This window comes from Sorangium sp. So ce362 (genome assembly GCF_051519845.1).
GTDB lineage: Bacteria > Myxococcota_A > Polyangia > Polyangiales > Polyangiaceae > Sorangium.
Genome location: NZ_CP150332.1, coordinates 11,191,930 through 11,209,473, shown reverse-complemented (window position 1 = coordinate 11,209,473; position 17,544 = coordinate 11,191,930). Strand labels below are relative to the sequence as shown.

Annotated in this window: 14 protein-coding genes; 6 read left to right on the top strand and 8 right to left on the bottom strand. The window is 70.9% G+C overall.

The features are described 5' to 3' along the window. Positions 1-78 precede the first annotated feature (78 nt). A complete protein-coding gene (locus WMF17_RS42990; protein ID WP_437646694.1) occupies positions 79-693 on the bottom strand; it encodes a Uma2 family endonuclease in 615 nt (204 codons plus the stop codon). 186 nt (positions 694-879) lie between these two features. Between WMF17_RS42990 and purN the strand changes: the two genes are divergently transcribed. Both purN and WMF17_RS42980 read left to right on the top strand, forming a co-directional pair. Further along, the gene (purN, locus tag WMF17_RS42985) at positions 880-1,575 is read left to right on the top strand and encodes a phosphoribosylglycinamide formyltransferase (RefSeq protein WP_437599348.1); all 696 of its coding nucleotides are present in this window, start codon (positions 880-882) and stop codon (positions 1,573-1,575) included. Further along, the gene (locus WMF17_RS42980; RefSeq protein WP_437646692.1) at positions 1,572-3,200 is read left to right on the top strand and encodes an NAD(P)-binding protein; all 1,629 of its coding nucleotides are present in this window, start codon (positions 1,572-1,574) and stop codon (positions 3,198-3,200) included. The genes purN and WMF17_RS42980 overlap by 4 nt, the downstream gene beginning before the upstream one ends. 110 nt (positions 3,201-3,310) lie before the next feature. On the opposite strand, the gene WMF17_RS42975 is transcribed toward WMF17_RS42980, so the two are convergent. Beyond that, a complete protein-coding gene (locus tag WMF17_RS42975; protein ID WP_437646690.1) occupies positions 3,311-4,105 on the bottom strand; it encodes an ABC transporter ATP-binding protein in 795 nt (264 codons plus the stop codon). A gap of 675 nt (positions 4,106-4,780) precedes the next feature. Here WMF17_RS42975 and WMF17_RS42970 point away from each other — a divergent pair. Further along, positions 4,781-6,217, top strand: a complete 1,437-nt coding sequence (locus WMF17_RS42970; RefSeq protein ID WP_437651460.1) for a cellulose binding domain-containing protein — start codon at positions 4,781-4,783, stop codon at positions 6,215-6,217. Between the two features lie 289 nt (positions 6,218-6,506). Further along, entirely contained in the window at positions 6,507-7,871 is a 1,365-nt protein-coding gene (locus WMF17_RS42965) for a hypothetical protein (RefSeq protein WP_437646688.1), read from the top strand. Between the two features lie 25 nt (positions 7,872-7,896). On the opposite strand, the gene WMF17_RS42960 is transcribed toward WMF17_RS42965, so the two are convergent. Both WMF17_RS42960 and WMF17_RS42955 read right to left on the bottom strand, forming a co-directional pair. Further along, positions 7,897-8,922, bottom strand: a complete 1,026-nt coding sequence (locus tag WMF17_RS42960) for an aminoglycoside phosphotransferase family protein (protein ID WP_437599343.1) — start codon at positions 8,920-8,922, stop codon at positions 7,897-7,899. Between the two features lie 136 nt (positions 8,923-9,058). Next, positions 9,059-9,370, bottom strand: coding sequence for a hypothetical protein (locus tag WMF17_RS42955; RefSeq protein ID WP_437646686.1), 312 nt, complete (start codon positions 9,368-9,370; stop codon positions 9,059-9,061). A gap of 162 nt (positions 9,371-9,532) precedes the next feature. Between WMF17_RS42955 and WMF17_RS42950 the strand changes: the two genes are divergently transcribed. Together WMF17_RS42950 and WMF17_RS42945 are read left to right on the top strand one after the other, a co-directional pair. Further along, entirely contained in the window at positions 9,533-11,323 is a 1,791-nt protein-coding gene (locus tag WMF17_RS42950) for a DUF2169 family type VI secretion system accessory protein (protein ID WP_437646684.1), read from the top strand. 90 nt (positions 11,324-11,413) lie between these two features. Continuing rightward, positions 11,414-12,865: a type VI secretion system Vgr family protein gene (locus WMF17_RS42945; protein ID WP_437646682.1), complete on the top strand. Its 1,452-nt coding sequence runs from the start codon at positions 11,414-11,416 to the stop codon at positions 12,863-12,865. A 46-nt stretch (positions 12,866-12,911) separates the two neighbouring features. Here the strand turns inward: WMF17_RS42945 and WMF17_RS42940 are convergent, their stop codons facing one another. The 4 genes from WMF17_RS42940 to WMF17_RS42925 form a co-directional block, all read right to left on the bottom strand. After that, positions 12,912-14,120 carry an STAS domain-containing protein gene (locus WMF17_RS42940; protein WP_437646680.1) on the bottom strand — a complete coding sequence of 403 codons (1,209 nt, stop codon included), beginning with the start codon at positions 14,118-14,120 and terminating at the stop codon, positions 12,912-12,914. A gap of 235 nt (positions 14,121-14,355) precedes the next feature. Further along, positions 14,356-14,886 carry a hypothetical protein gene (locus tag WMF17_RS42935; protein WP_437646679.1) on the bottom strand — a complete coding sequence of 177 codons (531 nt, stop codon included), beginning with the start codon at positions 14,884-14,886 and terminating at the stop codon, positions 14,356-14,358. After that, positions 14,883-15,938 carry an AAA family ATPase gene (locus WMF17_RS42930; RefSeq protein ID WP_437646677.1) on the bottom strand — a complete coding sequence of 352 codons (1,056 nt, stop codon included), beginning with the start codon at positions 15,936-15,938 and terminating at the stop codon, positions 14,883-14,885. Before WMF17_RS42930 ends, WMF17_RS42935 begins: the two co-directional genes overlap by 4 nt. A gap of 80 nt (positions 15,939-16,018) precedes the next feature. Next, a complete protein-coding gene (locus tag WMF17_RS42925; RefSeq protein WP_437646675.1) occupies positions 16,019-17,539 on the bottom strand; it encodes an N-6 DNA methylase in 1,521 nt (506 codons plus the stop codon). Positions 17,540-17,544 lie beyond the last annotated feature (5 nt).

Below are 17,544 nucleotides of genomic sequence, written 5' to 3'. Positions count from 1 at the left end.
CCCTAACCCGAGCGGCGCGGCATTGGTAGGTTGGCCGGCCATCGTGGACCGGCCCCGGGTGAGGCCGGCTCTCGCCGCTCAGCCCCTCCGCGTCAACCGCTCCCAGTAGGCGTCGACAGCGTCGGCCTGATCGGGGATCCGCGCGCACTCCGAGAGCTCTCCCAGATCGAGCTCGGGGAGCATCCCGCTCCGCTCGACCTGCTCGTAGCCGCCCTCCCCCAGCAGGTGGACCGAGATACGTCCATCCTTCCAGATCCACACCTCGGGCACCTCGAGCCCGCGGTAGACGTCGAGCTTGTCGATGCCGCCGCTCGTGATGAACACCTCGATCGCGATATCGGGCCGCTTCTTGTTCACCTTGCCGACGCAGTAGCACTCGTCGGGCTCCAGGCCGCGCTGCCTCGCCTTGCGGCGGTACGTGGTCGAGCCATAGCCGTAGACGCGAACGCGGCGCGCCAGCGCCCACAGCTCGACGAGGCGCCCGATGCGCGTCTTGACATCCTCGTGGTCGGCCGACGGGCTCATGAGCTCCAGCACCCCTTCGCAGTAGGTCATCCGCAGCCCTGGGTGATCGTCGAGCAGCTTGCGCAGCGCGACGTACTCGTCCCAGGAGACGTTGGACATCACGAAGCGCTGCTCGCCCTGGCTGGACGGGGACGTCGAGGGCGCGGACAGCGGGGCGACGGCGACCATGAGCTGAGAATAGGCGGGCGCGGCGAGGCAGCAAGCGACGCTCCGCGGGCCGAGACGCGGCGCGCTCGGGCCGGTCGCACGGCGGGCGGCGCGCCGTGGCTCCGGGCGGGCCCCGCTCCGGAGCCGGACGGCCGCTGCCGCCCCGGATCTCTCCCGCGCCCGCCCCGGCCGTAGTATCTGCCCCCCATGCCCTCCCTCGATCTTGGCGTCCTCATCTCCGGCCGCGGCTCCAACCTCCAGGCGATCCTCGACGCGATCGCCGCCGGCCACCTCGACGCCCGCGTGCGGCTCGTCATCTCCAACCGGCCGGGCGTGGAGGGCCTCGCGCGCGCCGAGCGCGCCGGCATCCCGACGCGCGTCCTCCCGCACCAGGAGTTCGCCGATCGCGACGGCTTCGACGCCGCCGCCGTCGCGGCCCTCCGCGAGGCGGGCGCGACCTGGGTCGTCCTCGCCGGCTTCATGCGCCTGCTCACGACGACCTTCCTCGACGCCTTCCCGCACCGGGTCGTCAACATCCACCCCTCGCTCCTGCCCTCCTTCCCCGGCGTGGACGCCCAGCAGCAGGCGCTCGATCACGGCGTGCGCATCACCGGCTGCACCGTCCACCTCGTGGACGCCGGCACCGACACCGGGCCCATCCTCGCGCAGGCCGCCGTCCCCGTCCTCGAGGGGGACGACCACGACGCCCTCGCCGCGCGCATCCTCGTCCAGGAGCACGCCCTGCTCGTCCGCGCGCTCTCGTGGCTCGCCGAGGGGCGCCTCCAGATCGCGCCGTCCGCCGCGCCCGGCGGGCGGGCGCGCGCGACGATCGCCGGCGTCGACACCGCGCTCGGGCTCGCTCAGGTCGGCCCCGCGCCCGAATCGGTCGGGGAAGGGGCGTGATCCACAAGCACTACGACGTCATCGTCCTCGGCCGCTCCATCGGCGCGCTCACCGCCGCGGCGCTCCTCGCGCGGCGCGACTTCACGGTGATGGTCGTCGGGCACGGCGAGCGCCCGCCCACCTACCGCCTCGACCAGCACGTCCTCCGCCGGCGCGCCTTCACCATGCTCGCCGAGCCCTCGCCGGCGTGGCGCCGCTTCCTCGTCGAGCTCGCCCAGTCGCAGACCTGGAAGCGCCGCATCGTCCCGGCCATGCCCATGCTGCAGGTCGTCGCGCCGCGCCGGCGCCTCGACGTGCCGCCCGACATGGTCCTCTTCGGCCGCGAGATCGACCGTGAGTTCCCCGAGCTCCGGCGCGTCGTCGACGAGCTCTACGCCGAGCTCGCCCACGTCAACGGCGCCGCCGACGACGCGTTCTCGCACGACGCCCTCTGGCCGCCGGGCACGTTCTGGGAGCGGCGCGAGACCGCGCGCTACGCCGCCATGCTCCCCTACGCGCGCGCCGAGCCCGACGCCGACCTGCTCGTCGAGTTCCCGCGCGGCCACCTGTTCCGCTCGATCGTCACGCAGTCCGTCCTCTTCGCCACGGATCTCTCGGCGCTCCCGCCCCCCTTCGCGGTGGCGCGCCTGCACGGGGCGTGGACGCGCGGGCTGATGATGGTCCCGCGCGGCGAGGAGGAGATCGAGGAGTTCCTCGTCGAGCGCATCCTCGCCCACGGCGGCCGCTGTCTCCTCGACGAGCGCGCCGCGTCGGTCCACGTCCGCCGCGGCACCGCGGCGGGGGTCCTCCTCGACGGCGACGATCACCCGAACGGCAGCAGCTTCGTGATCACCGACATGGATGGCGAGACGCTCGCGAGCCTGTCGGGCGGCGAGGGCATCCACAAGCGCGCGCTGCGCGAGTGGCCCCGCATCACCTCCTCGGTCGGCCGCTTCGTCGTGTCGCTCATCGTGCGCCGCGAGGGCTTGCCCGAGCCGCTCGGCCCCGAGGCGCTCCTGCTCCCCTTCCAGTCCGTGCCCGCCGGCCGCTCGCTCGTGCCCCCGCCTCCGCGCGCGCCGGGCGACGCCTCCGGGGGGCGGCCGAGCTCGCCGCGCCACACGCGGCCGGCCGGGCCTTTGCGCCCCGTGATCCACCTCCAGCGCTGCGATCTCCCGCCGCCCTCGACCGACACGCTGCTCGTGGCGGAGATCCTGCTCGCCGACCGGAGCCCGCTGTCGTTGCTCGAGGCGCGCCAGGCGGTGCTCGACGCGCTCACGGCCGAGCTCCCGTTCCTCGAGCGCCACCTCGTGGTCGTCGACTCGGTGCACGACGGCCTGCCCGTGTGGCTCTACGACGGCCAGCGCCGCCGCCTGGTCGAGCGGGCGCTGCTGAAGGGCGCCGCCCCGGGCGCGGAGCCGATGGTGCGCCAGCTCGAGGTCGACCCGCCCGGCTATCTCGGGCTCGCGGGCGAGCCGATCCGCGGTCCCATCGAGCGGACGCTGCTCGTCGGCCGGAGCGTGCTGCCCGGCCTCGGCCAGGAGGGCCAGCTGCTCGCCGCCTGGGGCGCGGCGCGGCTCGTGACCCGGACCGACCGGCGGAAGGAGCGGATGCGGCGAGACATGTGGAGCAAGGTGGAGATCGGATAGCACCGCGTCGCCCGGGCTGTCCCTGGCTTGCTGAGAGAAGGGGCCACAGCGGCACAGAGGAGGAGCACGGCGGATCGAGGCGAGACTCGATGTCTCCGGGGCTCCGTATCTCAGGAGGATCGGGGAAAGACCTGGAAGAATCCGTCGCGCTCGACCACGGAGAGCGGCACGTCGAACAGGCGCGACAGGTTGTCGTCGGTCAGCGCCTCGCGCTTCGGGCCGTCGGCGAAGACGCGGCCTTTGCCGAGCAGGACGACCCGCTCGATCTCCGGGGGGATCTCGTGCACGTGGTGCGTCACCAGGATCAGCGTCTTGCCGTGCCGCACGAGGCGCCTGAGCAGGTCGACGAGCTCGAACGCGGCCTTCAGGTCGAGGCTCGTGGTCGGCTCGTCGAGCACCAGCGCCTCCGGATCGTGCACGAGCGCGCGCCCGAGCAGGCAGCGCCGCTGCTCGCCGGCGGACATCTCCGCGATGGGCTTGTCGCCGAGGTGCGCCACGCCGAGCTCGCGGAGCACCGCCTCGGCCCGCCCGCGCTGCGCGCCCGTCGGCGGCTCGTGCTCGTGCAGCCCGGCGCTCGCGAAGAAGCCGGAGAGCACCACGTCGAGGCCCCGCACCTCCCGCGGATAGGCCATCTGGAGCTCGTACGACACGAGCCCCAGCCGGCGCCGGAGCGCGAAGACATCCCACCTCTCTCGCCCGAGGATCCGCACGCCCGAGCCCTCGCGGTGGACCGGGTAGATCTCCCGCGAGAGCAGCCTGAGCAACGTCGATTTCCCGGCCCCGTTGGGCCCGAGGATCGCGGTGCTCTCCCCCTGCTCGATGCGCAGCGACAGCCCCTCGAAGACGCGCGTATCGCCGCGGTACACCTCGGCGTCCTCGATCTCGATGAGCGCGGGCGAGCTCATCGCTTCACTCCACGGTTCGCGTACATGCGACGCAGACTACTGGAGCGCTTCGCTGGATAAAAGTATTACATTCTACCCGTCCAGGACCGCAATTCAAGCACTTCTGGCAGACAACACACCATTTCGCACATCGGGCCCGCATGTCGGGCTCGCATGTCGGGACATGTCGGACAGAACAACATGTCTCGCACGGGAAGCCGACCTTCCTCGATTCGAATTTTCTTTTGATGCCCTGATGGGCGCGTTCGGCGTCTTGCGCGTCTTGCGCGTCTTGCGCGTCTTGCGCGTCTTGCGTGTCTTGCGCGTCTTGCATGTTTTGCGCGTACCTGCCCGCATTTACCCTTGTTTTCCCTCGCTCTCGGCGGAGGAATCAGGGGATCCGTGGTGGATCATCCGTGCCCCGGATCGGCGATCCACTCCATCGGTCACTCAGCATCTCTCGCGGACAGGCATCGTCGAAATTCTGCCCATGAATCGGCATTCACCGATCTCGAGAGATGATGGCCCGACCGTTGCAGTTGCGCCGAGCACACTTCATCAAGTGCCCCGCGCCAAGCTGAAGCTGGCACTCGGGAGTGAAAAATCCGACGCGGCGCCGAGCCGCGCGGCCACTTGGAGATTGACATAATGACGAGGATCAAGGGTTCGCTTTGGGGTGCTGGAGCGGTGTCGTGCATGGTCGCCGTCCTCGGCGGGTGCATCGTTGCCGCGGATGACGGCTCCAGCGCCTCGGAAGAGAACGAGATTTTCGCCGACGAGGCAGCAGCTGCCGCAGCGGCATCACAGATGCGCTTCGGCGTTGCTCCGCAGTGGAGCCAGACCTGGTCGCCGCCCTCGTCCGGGCCGGCGAATGTCGATGTGGTCGCCGTCGGCGACTGGCTGCAGTCGAACGGTTTCACCTCCACACATCAGAGCAAGCTTCAGCAGATTGTCAGCAAAGGGAAGACGCCCTACCTCTTCGGCTACATCGCCACGGACATGACGAAGAAGGGGCTCGGGTCCGACCGCGACTGCGACGGCGACGCCGGCGCTCCGCTGTGCCAGCGGGGCGCGGCGTACGTGCGCAGCAACATCGGCGCGATGGTGACCAAGTACAGGCAGGCGGCGCAGGGGATCAACACGGCCCTCGGCGGCAGGGCGGTCGAGCCGCTGATCCACATCGAGCCGGACTGGTACCAGTTCTCGCAGACGGCGCAGCAGAACGCGCTCACGGAGACGGAGTCCGACAACTACATCAACCAGATCCTCGGCGCCATCAAGTCGGGCTGCCCCTCGTGCAAGGTGGTCATCGACTTCAGCCCGTGGTTCAGCCCGTCGGCCACCCGGTGGGCGTCCTCGGTCAGCGACTTCTACGACGGCTGGGATCGCAGCGTGGTCAAGTACGTCGGCCTCACGGGCAAGCAGTTCCCGTTCACCGAGGGCAAGATCGACAACTTCACTTACCGCGAGATCACGCGCGCGCTCAGCCTGCCGCTCGTCATCGTCGACGCGTACACGTTCGGCGGCGGCCCGATCAACGTCGACTCCACCTGGCTCAACGAGAGCAACGTCGCCAAGGCCGTCGACATGGGCGTCGCGATCGTCCTGCTGTCGCAGACGGGCGACGTCGCCGGCTACGACAGCTTCATCGCCCGCGTGAAGGGCGACAGCTCCAGCAGCAGCAGCAGCTCCAGCAGCAGCAGCAGCAGCAGCAGCAGCAGCAGCTCCAGCAGCAGCAGCTCCAGCAGCAGCAGCAGCTCCAGCAGCGGCTCCGGCGGCTCCGGCGGCTCCGGCGGCAGCGGCGGCTCCGGCGGCTCCGGCGGCTCCGGCGGCTCCGGCGGCGGCACAAGCACGAGCGGCGTGCGCGCCGAGCCCAGCAACGTGAGTGTCACCATCACCCCCAACTCGACGTGGACGGGCGGCTACTGCAACAACGTCACCGTGACGACGACGGGCTCCAACGTCACGTGGAAGGCGTACGTGCCCTCGAAGGGGGCCACGCTCCGCGACTTCTGGAGCGCCAGCGGCACCACGACGGGCACCGACTTCGTGTTCGTCGGATCGGGCTGGAGCGCCAAGGTCAGCGCTGGAGCGGGTATCTCGTTCGGGTACTGCGCGAACGGCTCGCGCTGACCCCTGATCGACGAGCGACGCGCCGGCCGACGAGGCAAGCAGCGCCTCTCGGCGGCGCGGCGCTCCAGCCCGCATCGATGCGCCGAGCGACACGGAGGGACGAAAGCCCCTCCGGACTCCCCCTCTTCTCCTCCCGCTCCCCGTTGCGCACTCCCGCGCCCCGCGCCTTTTGGTATCCTGGGCGCACCGTGCCCCCCGCCCCGCAGCGCTCTCTCCTCGCCGGCGACGGCCCGGCCACGTCCGCCCAGGCCGCCGCCCCGCGCGCGCGTCGTCCGGTCCGGAGCGCCGCATGCCGCTGAAGCTCCGGGTCACCTGGCGCAACGCGGGCAGCCCGCTGCTGCCGGATGCGCTCTCCGAGGTGCAGGCGACGGCCGACGACGCGCCGCTGCCCCTCGCCGCCGCGGGCCCGGGGCTGCGCGAGTTCGCGATCCCCGCCGGCGCGGCGCGCGTCGCGCTCAACGCGCGCTTCTCCGCGGCCTTCGGCGCCTTCGAGGACGTCCCCGCCCTGCAGGAAGAGGTCCTGTCGGTCGAGCAGGCCTTCGACGTCGCCGGCGGGGGGACGTCGCTCGACCCCGCCCCGGACCCGACGCTCGGGCAAGCGCACCCGCTCGTCGACGTGAAGTCGACGCCGGGCCTCGCGCTCGCGCAGATCAGGACCGATTTCGTCGATATCACCCCGTTCTGGATGGCCTACGCGAGGTACACGGACGAGTACCAGCGCGAGCACCAGCCCGGCACCGAGCTCGTGGCCCTCGGCGCCACCGCGGGAGAGCCGAAGATCTGGTTCGCGAGCATCCCGGAGGCCTGCAAGGCGCCGCCGGACGGCGGGATCTCGGCCCTCGTGTTCTACCGGCCGGAAGGGTACGCCTATACCCGGGTCGATCAGCGCCACGAGATGTTCGGGCTGAATCGATACCTGCTCGGGCCCGACCCGGATCCGGACGCCTCGTTCTGGGCGCGCGACGTGTTCGCGCGCGATCCGCGCGATCAGTCCCGCTGGGTGTATCTCCGCTGCGGCTTCGAGGAGGCGCTCGCCGCGAGCGGCAAGGCGGTGGTCATGCTGCACCCGTGGCCGAGCGGGACGAGCTTCGGCGCCGCGACGACCGCGAGCCTGCCCGGCCTCGCCGAGGCGGCGCTCCGCTTCCTCGGGGGCGCGCAGAAGATCGGGATCGGACCGGGCGGGGCGCGGCTCGGGAAGCTGGGGCTCGCGGGCTTCAGCGCCGGCGGGCTACCCCTGTGGCAGGCGCTGGCCGCCAACCTGGGACGGGTGAGCGAGGTGTTCGCCTTCGACGCCCGCGGCATCGCGAGGAGCGAGGCCACGCTCCTCCGCTGGTACAGCGGCGACGCCTCGCGCCGGCTGCGGATGACCGGCGGGTACCAGCTCGACGCGAACGCGGCGATCCGGCGGAGGCTCGCCGGCAACGCGGACGTGGCGCGCCTCTCGAGCCTGCCGCCCGACAAGAGCGGCTATCTCCCCGGGGTGAGCCCGCGCTGGGATCACGTGTGTTCCTCGCTTGAGGAGAGCGAGAAGGACACCTATCTGAACGCCGAGTGGGTATGGCACCAGTTCGCTGTGTTCGGCGGCCTTCCGAGAGCCGGAGAGCCGAGCGCGTCCACGTTCCTCCAGCGCTTCCTCGAGGAGTCGGACCTCTGATGCGCCTTTGCGTCGAACTCTCCCCTCACGCCGCCGCGATGAGCCGCGCCAGCGCGCGCATGTCCCCGTCGTCGCCGAGCCGCGAGAGCGCCGCGCGCGCCCTCGCCAGCGCGGGCTCGACGTAGCGCAGGTAGCCCGGATCCGCGCCGATGCGGTCGATGAAGACGAAGCGCCCGGCGTCCTTGAGCTTGCGCTGGACCGTGACCAGCTCGAACTCCCGGCCGAGCGCGTCGCGCCCCGGCCGATCGAGCGAGGCGGCCGCGGCGTAGTCGTCGAGGCGCGCCTCGACGAACCGTCGATCGAGGTCCTGGAAGCTGTCGTTGAGGAGCGTCGCCAGATCGTAGGCGCGCGGGCCGAGGAGGGCGTCCTGGAAGTCGAGCCAGGCGACCTCGAGGCCCCCGCCCGGCGCGTCCACGATCATCAGGTTGCGGCTCTGGAAGTCGCGGTGGACGAAGCCCCGCGGCCACACGGCGATGCGGCGGGCGAGGCGATCCGCGAGCGCGTCGAACTCGGCCCGCGCGGCGTCGTCGAGCCGGAGCCCGCGCGCGTCGAGCGCCCAAGCGCGGAAATGGTCGAGCTCCCAGCGCAGCAGCGTCGCGTCGAGCGCGCAGGCGTCGACGATCGAGCCGCGCGGGAGCGCCGCGAGCGCCCGCTGCGCCCGGGCGAGATCGCGCACCGCCAGGGCGTAGACCTCGGCGCGACGGGCGGGCTCGCGCTCGACGAAGGCCGAGAGCGTCCGGTCCCCGAGGTCCTCGAGGAGGAGCAGGCCGTGCTCGCAGTCCTCCGCGAGCAGCGCCGGCACCCGGACGCCGCGCTCGCGCAGCAGCGCGTGCACCTCCAGGAACGGCCACCGCGGAGCAGCGGCGCCGGCCGCCGTGCCCTCCCCCTCCTCGCTCGGCGCGAACATCGCGACCGCCGTGCCGGCCGGCGTGACGACGCGCAGGTAACGCCGGCACGACACGCCGCCGCGCAGCGGGACCAGCGACGACGGCACGTGGCCCGTGGCCCGCTGGACGAGCCGGAGCAGGGCGTCGGGGTCGAGCTCGCGCACGCCCCTTCGTACGCCGGCAGACCCCACGAGCGCCAGCCTTCACGGCGCGATCGGCCCCCCAGCGCACGGCGCAATCGGCCCCCCAGCGCACGGCGCGATCGCCCCCGGCGCCGCGACGTGACCGCCCGCGCGCGCCTCAGCAGGCGCCGGCGCAGCCGTCGGCGCTCTGGAACCAGAGCCCGCCCGAATCCTCGCACGCGCCGCGATCGTACCTGCCCGAACAGCAGCGCTCCTGGCTCTCGCACACCTTCGCGACGCTCTCGCCGCTCCGGAAGCAGCATTTCCGGCTCTCGGGCGGCTCGGGCGCGGCCGGAGCCTCGGGCGCGGCCGGCTCCCCGGGCGCGGTCGCCTTCTCGATGACCACCGGGACTGCGGGCGCGACGAGCGTGGCCACCGTGTCGCAGCCGAACGAGCCAATCATGACGAGGACGACGAGCGCCGATGCCACCGCACGAGCGGTTCCAGCCAGCTTCATGATTGCCGTGGGTGCCATGGTCACCGTGCGGCGGCAAGTTGTTGCGCTCCGCCATCTCGGCAGATCGGCTGGACGCGGCCGCGCGGCGCGCGATCGGTCAGGGTCGTGACGGCGGCTGTGCTATAAACCGGCGCAATGGCGAACAGCACGACCGCGCCGGAGAGGGTCACGCCGCTGAACGGAGCAGCAGCGACCTCGGTGGCCTGGCGGTGCCGGGGCGAGCTCCGCATCACCGTGATCGTCAAGGCCACCTTCGCCTTCGCGGCAGACGCCGAGATGCCGAGGGTCGAGCCGCAGAAGATCCTCCCCGGGGAGGTGCATCACGGCAACAACCCGGGGCGGAGCGTCCGGCTCACGAGCGATCTGGCCCCGCACCTGGACCACGCCGACGTGCTCTTCACCGGTCATGCCCATGCGCCGCCGCCGGGCGCGCCCGTGCACTCCCTGCCTGTGCGACTCACGATCTCCGACGAGAGCGAGGTCCTCCTTGACAAGGAGCTGCTCGTCCAGGACAGGGCCGGGTTCCAGCGGATGCCGCTCGTGTACGAGCGGGCGCTCCGCGGGGAGAACGAGCAGGAGAACTTCCTCGGCGTGCGGGCCACGGGCGACCCGTCCGATCCCGAGGCGAACGTCATCGATCCTCTCCAGCCGGCGCGCGCGGCCGGCTTCGGCCCGATCGCGCGCGCCTGGCCGGCGCGCAAGCGGCTGCTCGGCGCCACCCCGCGCAAGGCGCTCGATGCCGCCATCGCCGAGATCCCCGACGCCTTCGCGTGGGCGTATTACCAGGCGGCGCCGCCCGATCAGCGGGTGCGCACCCTGCGCGGCGGGGAATGGATCGAGCTCCAGGGGCTGCACCCCACGCTGCCCCGCCTCCGGACGCGGCTGCCCGAGGCGCGCGGCCGCGCGCGCATTCACGGCCTCTCGGCCTTCGGCGTGAGCGAGGGTACCCCGCTCGATCTGAGCGCGGACACGCTGCGCATCGACGGCGACGAGCAGCGGTGCACCCTCGTCTTCCGGGGCAGCTTCGCCGTGCCCGACGAGGCTGCGCTCGCGGCGGCCTCCATCGTGGCGGGGGTCGAGCTCCCCGGAGAGCCGCTCGAGTGGCCCGAGAGGCCGGCCGACACGGGCGCCGGGGCCCCCGGCCCCGCCCGGGCGGGCGACGCGGCCGGCCGCGCGCGGGGCGTGGGCGCCGACGGCGACGACACCGACGGCCTCGACGCGACCCAGACCGCTCCGCCCGTCGGTGCGCGCACGATGAGCCTCTCGGACGGCGGCGCGGCGGTGGCTGCCTTCGTCAGGGCGGCGACGCCGTTTCGTCCTGGGCCTCCTCCCGGCGACATCGCCGTGCGCGCGGCGGGCGCGGGGGCGCCGGCACCCCGGTTCGACACCGGGACGCTCTCGCTCTCCTCGGCGGAAGACCCGGAGGGGTCTCCTACCGCGACGCTGGCCTTGCTGCCCGGTCAGGACGACAGCGCGGCGGACCAGCCTGCGCTGCCGTTCCAGCCGGCGCCTCCGGGCGCCGCGCTGCCTCCGTCGAGGATCGACCGTGAGCCGATCACGGCCGATGAGCGCATGAGCTCGGGCACGCTCGCGCTCTCGTTCGAGGACGACTGGGACGCGCGCGCCAGCGCGCCCGGGAGCTCCGGCCCCGCCGCGCCGGCGGTCGACCTGGAGCCCGCGCCCGCGCGCGTGGAAGCAGCGGAGATCGCGCTGGCGCCCGAGCCCGCGCGGCCGGAGCCGCCGCCTCCTCCGCCGCCGAGGCCTGAGATCAGCGCCTCGCCGGCGCGGTCCTTCGAGCCGGACGAGCCGCCGGCGGCCCCGCCGCCCCGGCCGCCGCCGCCTCCTCCGCCGGAGCGCCCGGCGCTGCCCACCCCGTCACCTTCCTTGAGAAGGAGCCTTTACGAACGGTTCGACCGCAAACGATAGCTCGCGAACGAGAGCGCGCCGGACGCCCCGGCGCAGGGCGCCCTGAGGCGGGAGATCCACTCCCACAGCACGATGGATGGAGCTGCGACGATGACCACTCAATCCGATTCGCTAGACATTCGACTCGAGCTCGCCGGCTTCTCGTCCGACGTCCTCCAGCTCAACAGCCTGTCGGGCCGCGAGGCCATCTCGCAGCTCTTCGCGTTCGACGTCGAGGTCGCCTGTCCGAGCGAGGCCGCGGTCGACGGGCAGACGTTCACCGGCGAGGCCGTCGCGATCGTCTTCGAGCGGGACGGGGTCGAGCTGCGGCGCATCCACGGCATGGTCGCCGAGGTGCACGATCACCTCGCGACGCTGCTCGATCACCGGGCGTACCGGCTGCGCATCGTCCCGCGCGCCCACCGGCTGACGCTCGTCGAGACCACGGAGATCTCGATGCACAAGGCCGTGCCGGAGCTCATCCAGCAGAAGCTCGAGCTCGTGGGCCTGAGCGGGAGCGACGTGGAATTCAGGCTGATGGGCACCTACGCGCCGCGGGAGTTCGTCGTGCAGTACCAGGAGACCGATTTCGCCTTCATCTGCCGCCTGGCCGAGCACGTCGGGATCAGCTTCTTCTTCGAGCACCAGGACGGGCAGGACACGATGGTCTTCACCGACAGCGCCAGCGGGTTCAAGCCGACGGCCGGGGCCGAGTCCGTCCGCTTCCGCGAGCGCGGAGAGACCCGGGACGTCTTCGAGATCGCGGCGAGAGCGCGACTCGTGCCGAGCGTGTATGTGGCCCGCGACTACAACTACCGGCAACCGATGCTCGATCTGACGTCGGAGCACGTCTTGCCCGCCGGGTATGCGGGGGGCGTGATCGAGTTCGGCGGGCACTACAAGACGCCGGGGGAGGGCAAGGAGCTGGCGCAGATCCGGGCCGAGGAGCGGCAGGCGACGCAGCTCGTCTACACGGGCAGGAGCGCTGTGTGCGCGCTCGGCGCGGGCGCGCGGTCGATGCTGGAAGAGCACCCGAACCTGGAGCCGCTCGACCTGCTCTTCGTCGAGGTGGAGCACCGCGCGACGCAGGCCGCCGGCGGCCGCGGCGGGGGTGACGCGCCCCAGCGCTACGTGAACTCCTTCCGGGCGATCCCGAGCAAGAACACGTATCGGCCGCCGCGCATCACGCCGATCCCCCGGATCAGCGGCGTCGTCACGGGGATGGTGGACGCGGGGCCGAGCGGCGGGAGCAACGACGCGCAGATCGACGATCAGGGCAGGTACCTGATCCGGTTCCTGTTCGACACGGGGGCAGCCGGCGGCGTGTCGTCCAGGCCGGTGCGCATGCTCCAGAACCACGCCGGCGCGAACTACGGCACGCATTTCCCGCTCAAGCCGGGGACCGAGGTGCTGATTGCCTTCGTGAACGGCGATCCCGATCGGCCGGTGATCGTGGGCGCCGCGCCCAACCCGCTGACGCCCTCGCCGGTGAACAGCGCCAACCGGTCGACCCACCGGATCAAGACCCAGGGCGGCATCGTCTTCGATCTCGTGGACGAGTGAGCCGCGCGCGGAGCCCCCGGCGGACGCGCGCCGGCGGGGGCGACGTTCAGAGGGCCCGCGTCTTGCCGGGCGCCGGATTGGCGGCGAGGGCGGCGCCCTGGGCGCGGGTCATGGTCCGGATGGCGTAGTTGAGCGCGGCGCGCAGGTTGCGCTGCGTGTTGAGCTGCGAGAGATCGAGCCCGAGGGCGACCATGGTCTGGGCGACTGTCGGCTTGATGCCGGCGACGATGCCGTCCGCGCCGAGGAGCCGGATCGCGGTGATGAGCTCGATGAGGTGGCTCGCGACCTTTGTGTCGACGACCTCGACGCCGGTGAGATCGAGGATGGCGAAGCTCGCCCGCTTCTCGACGATCTGCTGGAGCAAGCTGTCCATGACCTCGGCGGTGCGCATGCTGTCGACCGTGCCGACCAGGGGGAGCGTGAGCACGCCGTCCCAGACCTCGATGATCGGCGTGGAGAGATCGCGGATCACCTTCTGCTGCGCGGCGATCTGGTCGAGCTGAATGCGCAGCTCCTTCTCGACGAGCCTGGACTCCGACACGTCGAGCGAGACCCCGAGCACGCCGTCGACGCGACCGCCGGGCTCGCTGCGGAGCGGGATGAGCCAGTTGTCCCAGTCGGCGCCGTGCGCCTCGCCGCGACCGTGGCGTACCTGGCCGTCGTACCATTTCCGCAGCTCAGCGGCGTCCATGGAGGCCCCATAGAGGTCCAGCAAGCTGTGCCCGACGTGCTGCCCCGGCTTCAACCCGGCCTTCGCGACCGCCTTGCCCTGGTGATAGACGTAGATCCCGTCGCGGTCGAGCGCCCATATCGTCATGGGATCCACGTGCTCGGCGATGCCGTCGAGGATGCGCGCCTTGAGCCGGAGCGTCTTCAGCTCCTCCTTGTCGACTGCCGGCTCGACCGCGGCGGCCGCGGGCTCGGCCCGGAGCGAGCCGAGGACGGCGCTGCGATCGGACGACCGTCGGGCGCTGCAGGTCAGGCGCCGGTAGGACCCGCCGCCGTCGCGCAGGCGGACGCTGAAGGAGACGGGCTCATCCGACCCGAGGAGCGCCGACCAGGCCGCCGAGAGCGCGGCGCGATCGTCCGGATGCGCGAGATCCGCGAGGGGCGTGCCGCTGTCCGCCCCGGGGCCCAGCGCCTCACGCAGCCCGCCGCTCCCATGGAGCAGCGCTCCGTCGGCCGAGGCGATGAAGAGCAGATCCGGAGAACGGGCGAAAAACTCGCCGAGCAACGCGCCGGGGGAAGATTCCATTCGTGCCACATCTCCTCGAGTGCAGAGAAGGGGGAATATAACGTGGACGAAGCACCCCGGGGAAGGGCTGCCGGGCGATTCGCGGCACTGGCATGCCGGCTTACGCGACAAGATGGCGGGGCAGCTCACTCCTCCATGATGTAGAGCGAGGTGAATCGGGAGCGACGGTGTTTCGACTTACGTGGACAGGAGCGGCGCAGAGGTGGTGAGAAGGGTGGTGGGGCTCGGGCTCACGTCACGATAGGCTCGTGACGACGAGGCCATGGACGGGGGCGGCTTGGACCAGAGAGCGGCAAGTGACCAGGACCCTCGGATTGAGCCAGATGAGCTCGCGCTTGATGGCCTCGCCAAGCGCTGACGCGAGCGCGGGCTCGGGCGGGCGCTCTTCCTCGAGCCAGAGCACGACGGGAACCTTCTTGGCGCGATCGAGGATCGGTCGCACGAAGCCACGTAGCTCGCCGCCGTCGATCGGCGAGCGGCCGCAGGCCCACACCATGCCCGCGACCGTATCCCGCACCTTGTACGCGACTTCTCGGGCGAGCTCCCCGCTCGACAGGCGGGCTTTGTTCTCTATCCGGTGGCCGCAGAAATCCTTGACCTCGATGAAGTAAGGCTCACCGAGATAGACACCGAAGAAGTCGACCGCCTTGGTCTCCTGAAACCTTTGTAGCCCGCCGACATACGCCCCGTGGTCGTCCCATTTCAGGATCCTCCAGTCGCCGTCGAAGGCGAACCGGAGCTTGCCCTCGTCATGGACGAAGCTCATGCCGCGGAGCCCTCGCTGGAAGCCTCATCGAAGAGCTTGCGCTCGAAGTCGTAGTGGCGCGAGAACTCATCGAGGATCGGGTTGGTCGGCAGATCGGCCAGGGTATCGCCGGCATCGACGAGCGCCGGGCCGTGCGCCTCCTTCCGGTGGAACGCGAAGAACCGGATCGGAACATCGGGCTGTTTCCGGTACTCGGAGAGGAGCGACAGCTTGTGAGACAGCAGGTAATCGTGCGTCGTCACGAAGACCTGGACGCCGCGCTTGCCCAGCTCGAGGAGGATGTCGACGACCAGCGAGACGAGCTGCGGATTCAGGTTCGCCTCGGGCTCATCCCAGAAGAGGATGCCATTCGTCGTCAGCGAGCCGTTCGAGACCATGTGGGCGAGACCGGCGATCTTGCGGAGCCCTTCGGCGACGAGGTGCGCCTCCATGCTCCCGTCCTTGCGCAACAGATAGAAGCGGCCTCCTTGGAGGGAGACCTTGCCGCCGAGCGCGACCTCGATCGGCTCGATCAGCGCCTTCGCCTCCTCGGAGCGGGGTCCGCGCAGCGCCGCCTGGCTGAGCGCGATGCAGGCGTCGTAGTACGTCTCATCGAACGAGAGCTTGCGCTCCTGGTACGCAGGAATGAAGCCTTCGAACATCGCGAGGACCTCGCGCGTCGGGAGGAAGATCGAGGGCGCCTCGGTCTTCCAGGTCGCGCTCTTGACCTCGACCTGCTGCTTGCCCTTCGTGTTCAGCACGACGGCGACGTCGCCCGTCGCGCCGCGGATGGTGATGAACCCCTTGCCCTGTCCCTTGCGGCGGTGGACGAGCCTGCCCATGTACGCGTCGTCCGGTCTGAAGACATTGGCCATCTTCTCGTGCAGTCGCAGATCCAGCGGGATGACGGAGCCCTCCTGCTCGAGGGTCTTGAGCGGGGAGTAGAGCGCCTTCATGGTGTGGCTCTTCCCTGTCGCGTTGGTGCCCAGGAAGACGTTGATGCCCGGTGAGAAGGCGAGCTCGACGTCCTCGAACGCGCTGAACTGCTTCATGTGCAGGTGCTGAACCTTCATGGCTCTCCCCGGCTCCTCGTTGATGGTGCGGAACGGCGACGGCGGCAGGGTAGCTCAGAGGTCGGCGCGCAGGGAGCTCATCACGGCGAGGTGCTCCCGGCCGACGCTCGCGCCCTCAGGTCGACCTCCACCGCCTCGAACTGCTCCAGGGCGGCCCGCAGGTCCTCCACGATCTCCCCGGCGATCACGTCGGGCGCCGGGAGGTTCTCGGAGGCCTCAAGGCTCTCGTCCTTCAGCCAGAAGACATCGAGGCTGCACTTGTCCCGGGCGATCAGCTCCGCGTACTCGTAGGCGCGCCACGGCCCGGTCGGGTTCTTCTCCGACCACGTCGCCCGCCGCTTGTGCAGCTCGCCGGGCTTGTAGCAAGCGACGAAGTCGTCGAGATCGGCGCGCGAGAGCGGGTTGGTCTTCAGCGTGAAGTGCTGGTTCGTGCGGAGGTCGTAGACCCATAGCTTCTTGGTCCACGGCTTCTCGCTGGCGGGCTTCTTGTCGAAGAAGAGCACGTTCGCCTTCACGCCCTGCGCATAGAAGATGCCTGTGGGAAGCCGGAGCAACGTATGGACGTCGCAGTCGTGGAGCAGCTTGCGGCGGATCGTCTCCCCTGCCCCACCCTCGAAGAGCACGTTGTCGGGGACCACCACGGCGGCGCGTCCGTGGATCGCGAGGAGGGTCTTCACGTGCTGGACGAAGTTGAGCTGCTTGTTGCTCGTCGTCGCCCAGAAGTCCTCGCGGGTGACCGTGAGCGCCTCGCGGCCCTCGTCGCCCTCCTCCGTGAGGACCATCACGCTCGACTTCTTCCCGAACGGCGGGTTCGTCAGGACCATGGAGTAGCGGGAGGCCGGATCGGCGGAGAGGCTGTCCCGGGTCTCGATGGGCGGCTGCCCCTCGTCGGCGCTCGGCCCGATGCCGTGGAGGAGCAGGTTCATCGCGCACAGCCGGGTCACGCCGGGGACCAGCTCGACGCCGCGGAGCGCGCCGAGCTTCAGGTGCTTCTTCTGGTCGCGGGTCAGGCTCGGGTGCGTCCGGACGATGCGGTCGTGCGCCGCGAGCAGGAAGCCGCCCGTGCCGCAGGCCGGGTCGCAGATCGTGTCGTCGGGCCCCGGGCGCATGACCTCGACGATGGCCTGGATCAGCGGGCGCGGCGTGAAGTACTGCCCCGCGCCGCCCTTGGTGTCCTGCGCGTTCTTCTCGAGGAGCCCCTCGTAGGCGTCGCCCTTCACGTCGGCGTCGAGCGTCGTCCACTGCTCGCGGTCGATGAGATCCGCGACGAGGCGGCGCAGCTTCGCCGGATCCTGGATCTTGTTCTGCGCCTTGCGGAAGATGAGCCCCAGCATGCCCGGCTGCCGGCCGAGGTGGTCCAGCGTCTTTCTGTACTGGACCTCGAGCGCGTCGCCGTCCCTGGCGAGCAGCGCTGGCCAGTCGTGACCGGCCGGGATGAACGGCTTGTGGTTCCACGGCGGCTGCGTGCGCTCGTGCGCCATCTTGAGGAACAGGAGGAACGTGAGCTGCTCGACGTAGTCGCCGTAGGACAGGCCGTCGTCGCGCAGGACGTTACAGTAGGACCAGAGCTTCTGGACGATCTGAGCGGAGGGGTTCGACACTTTCG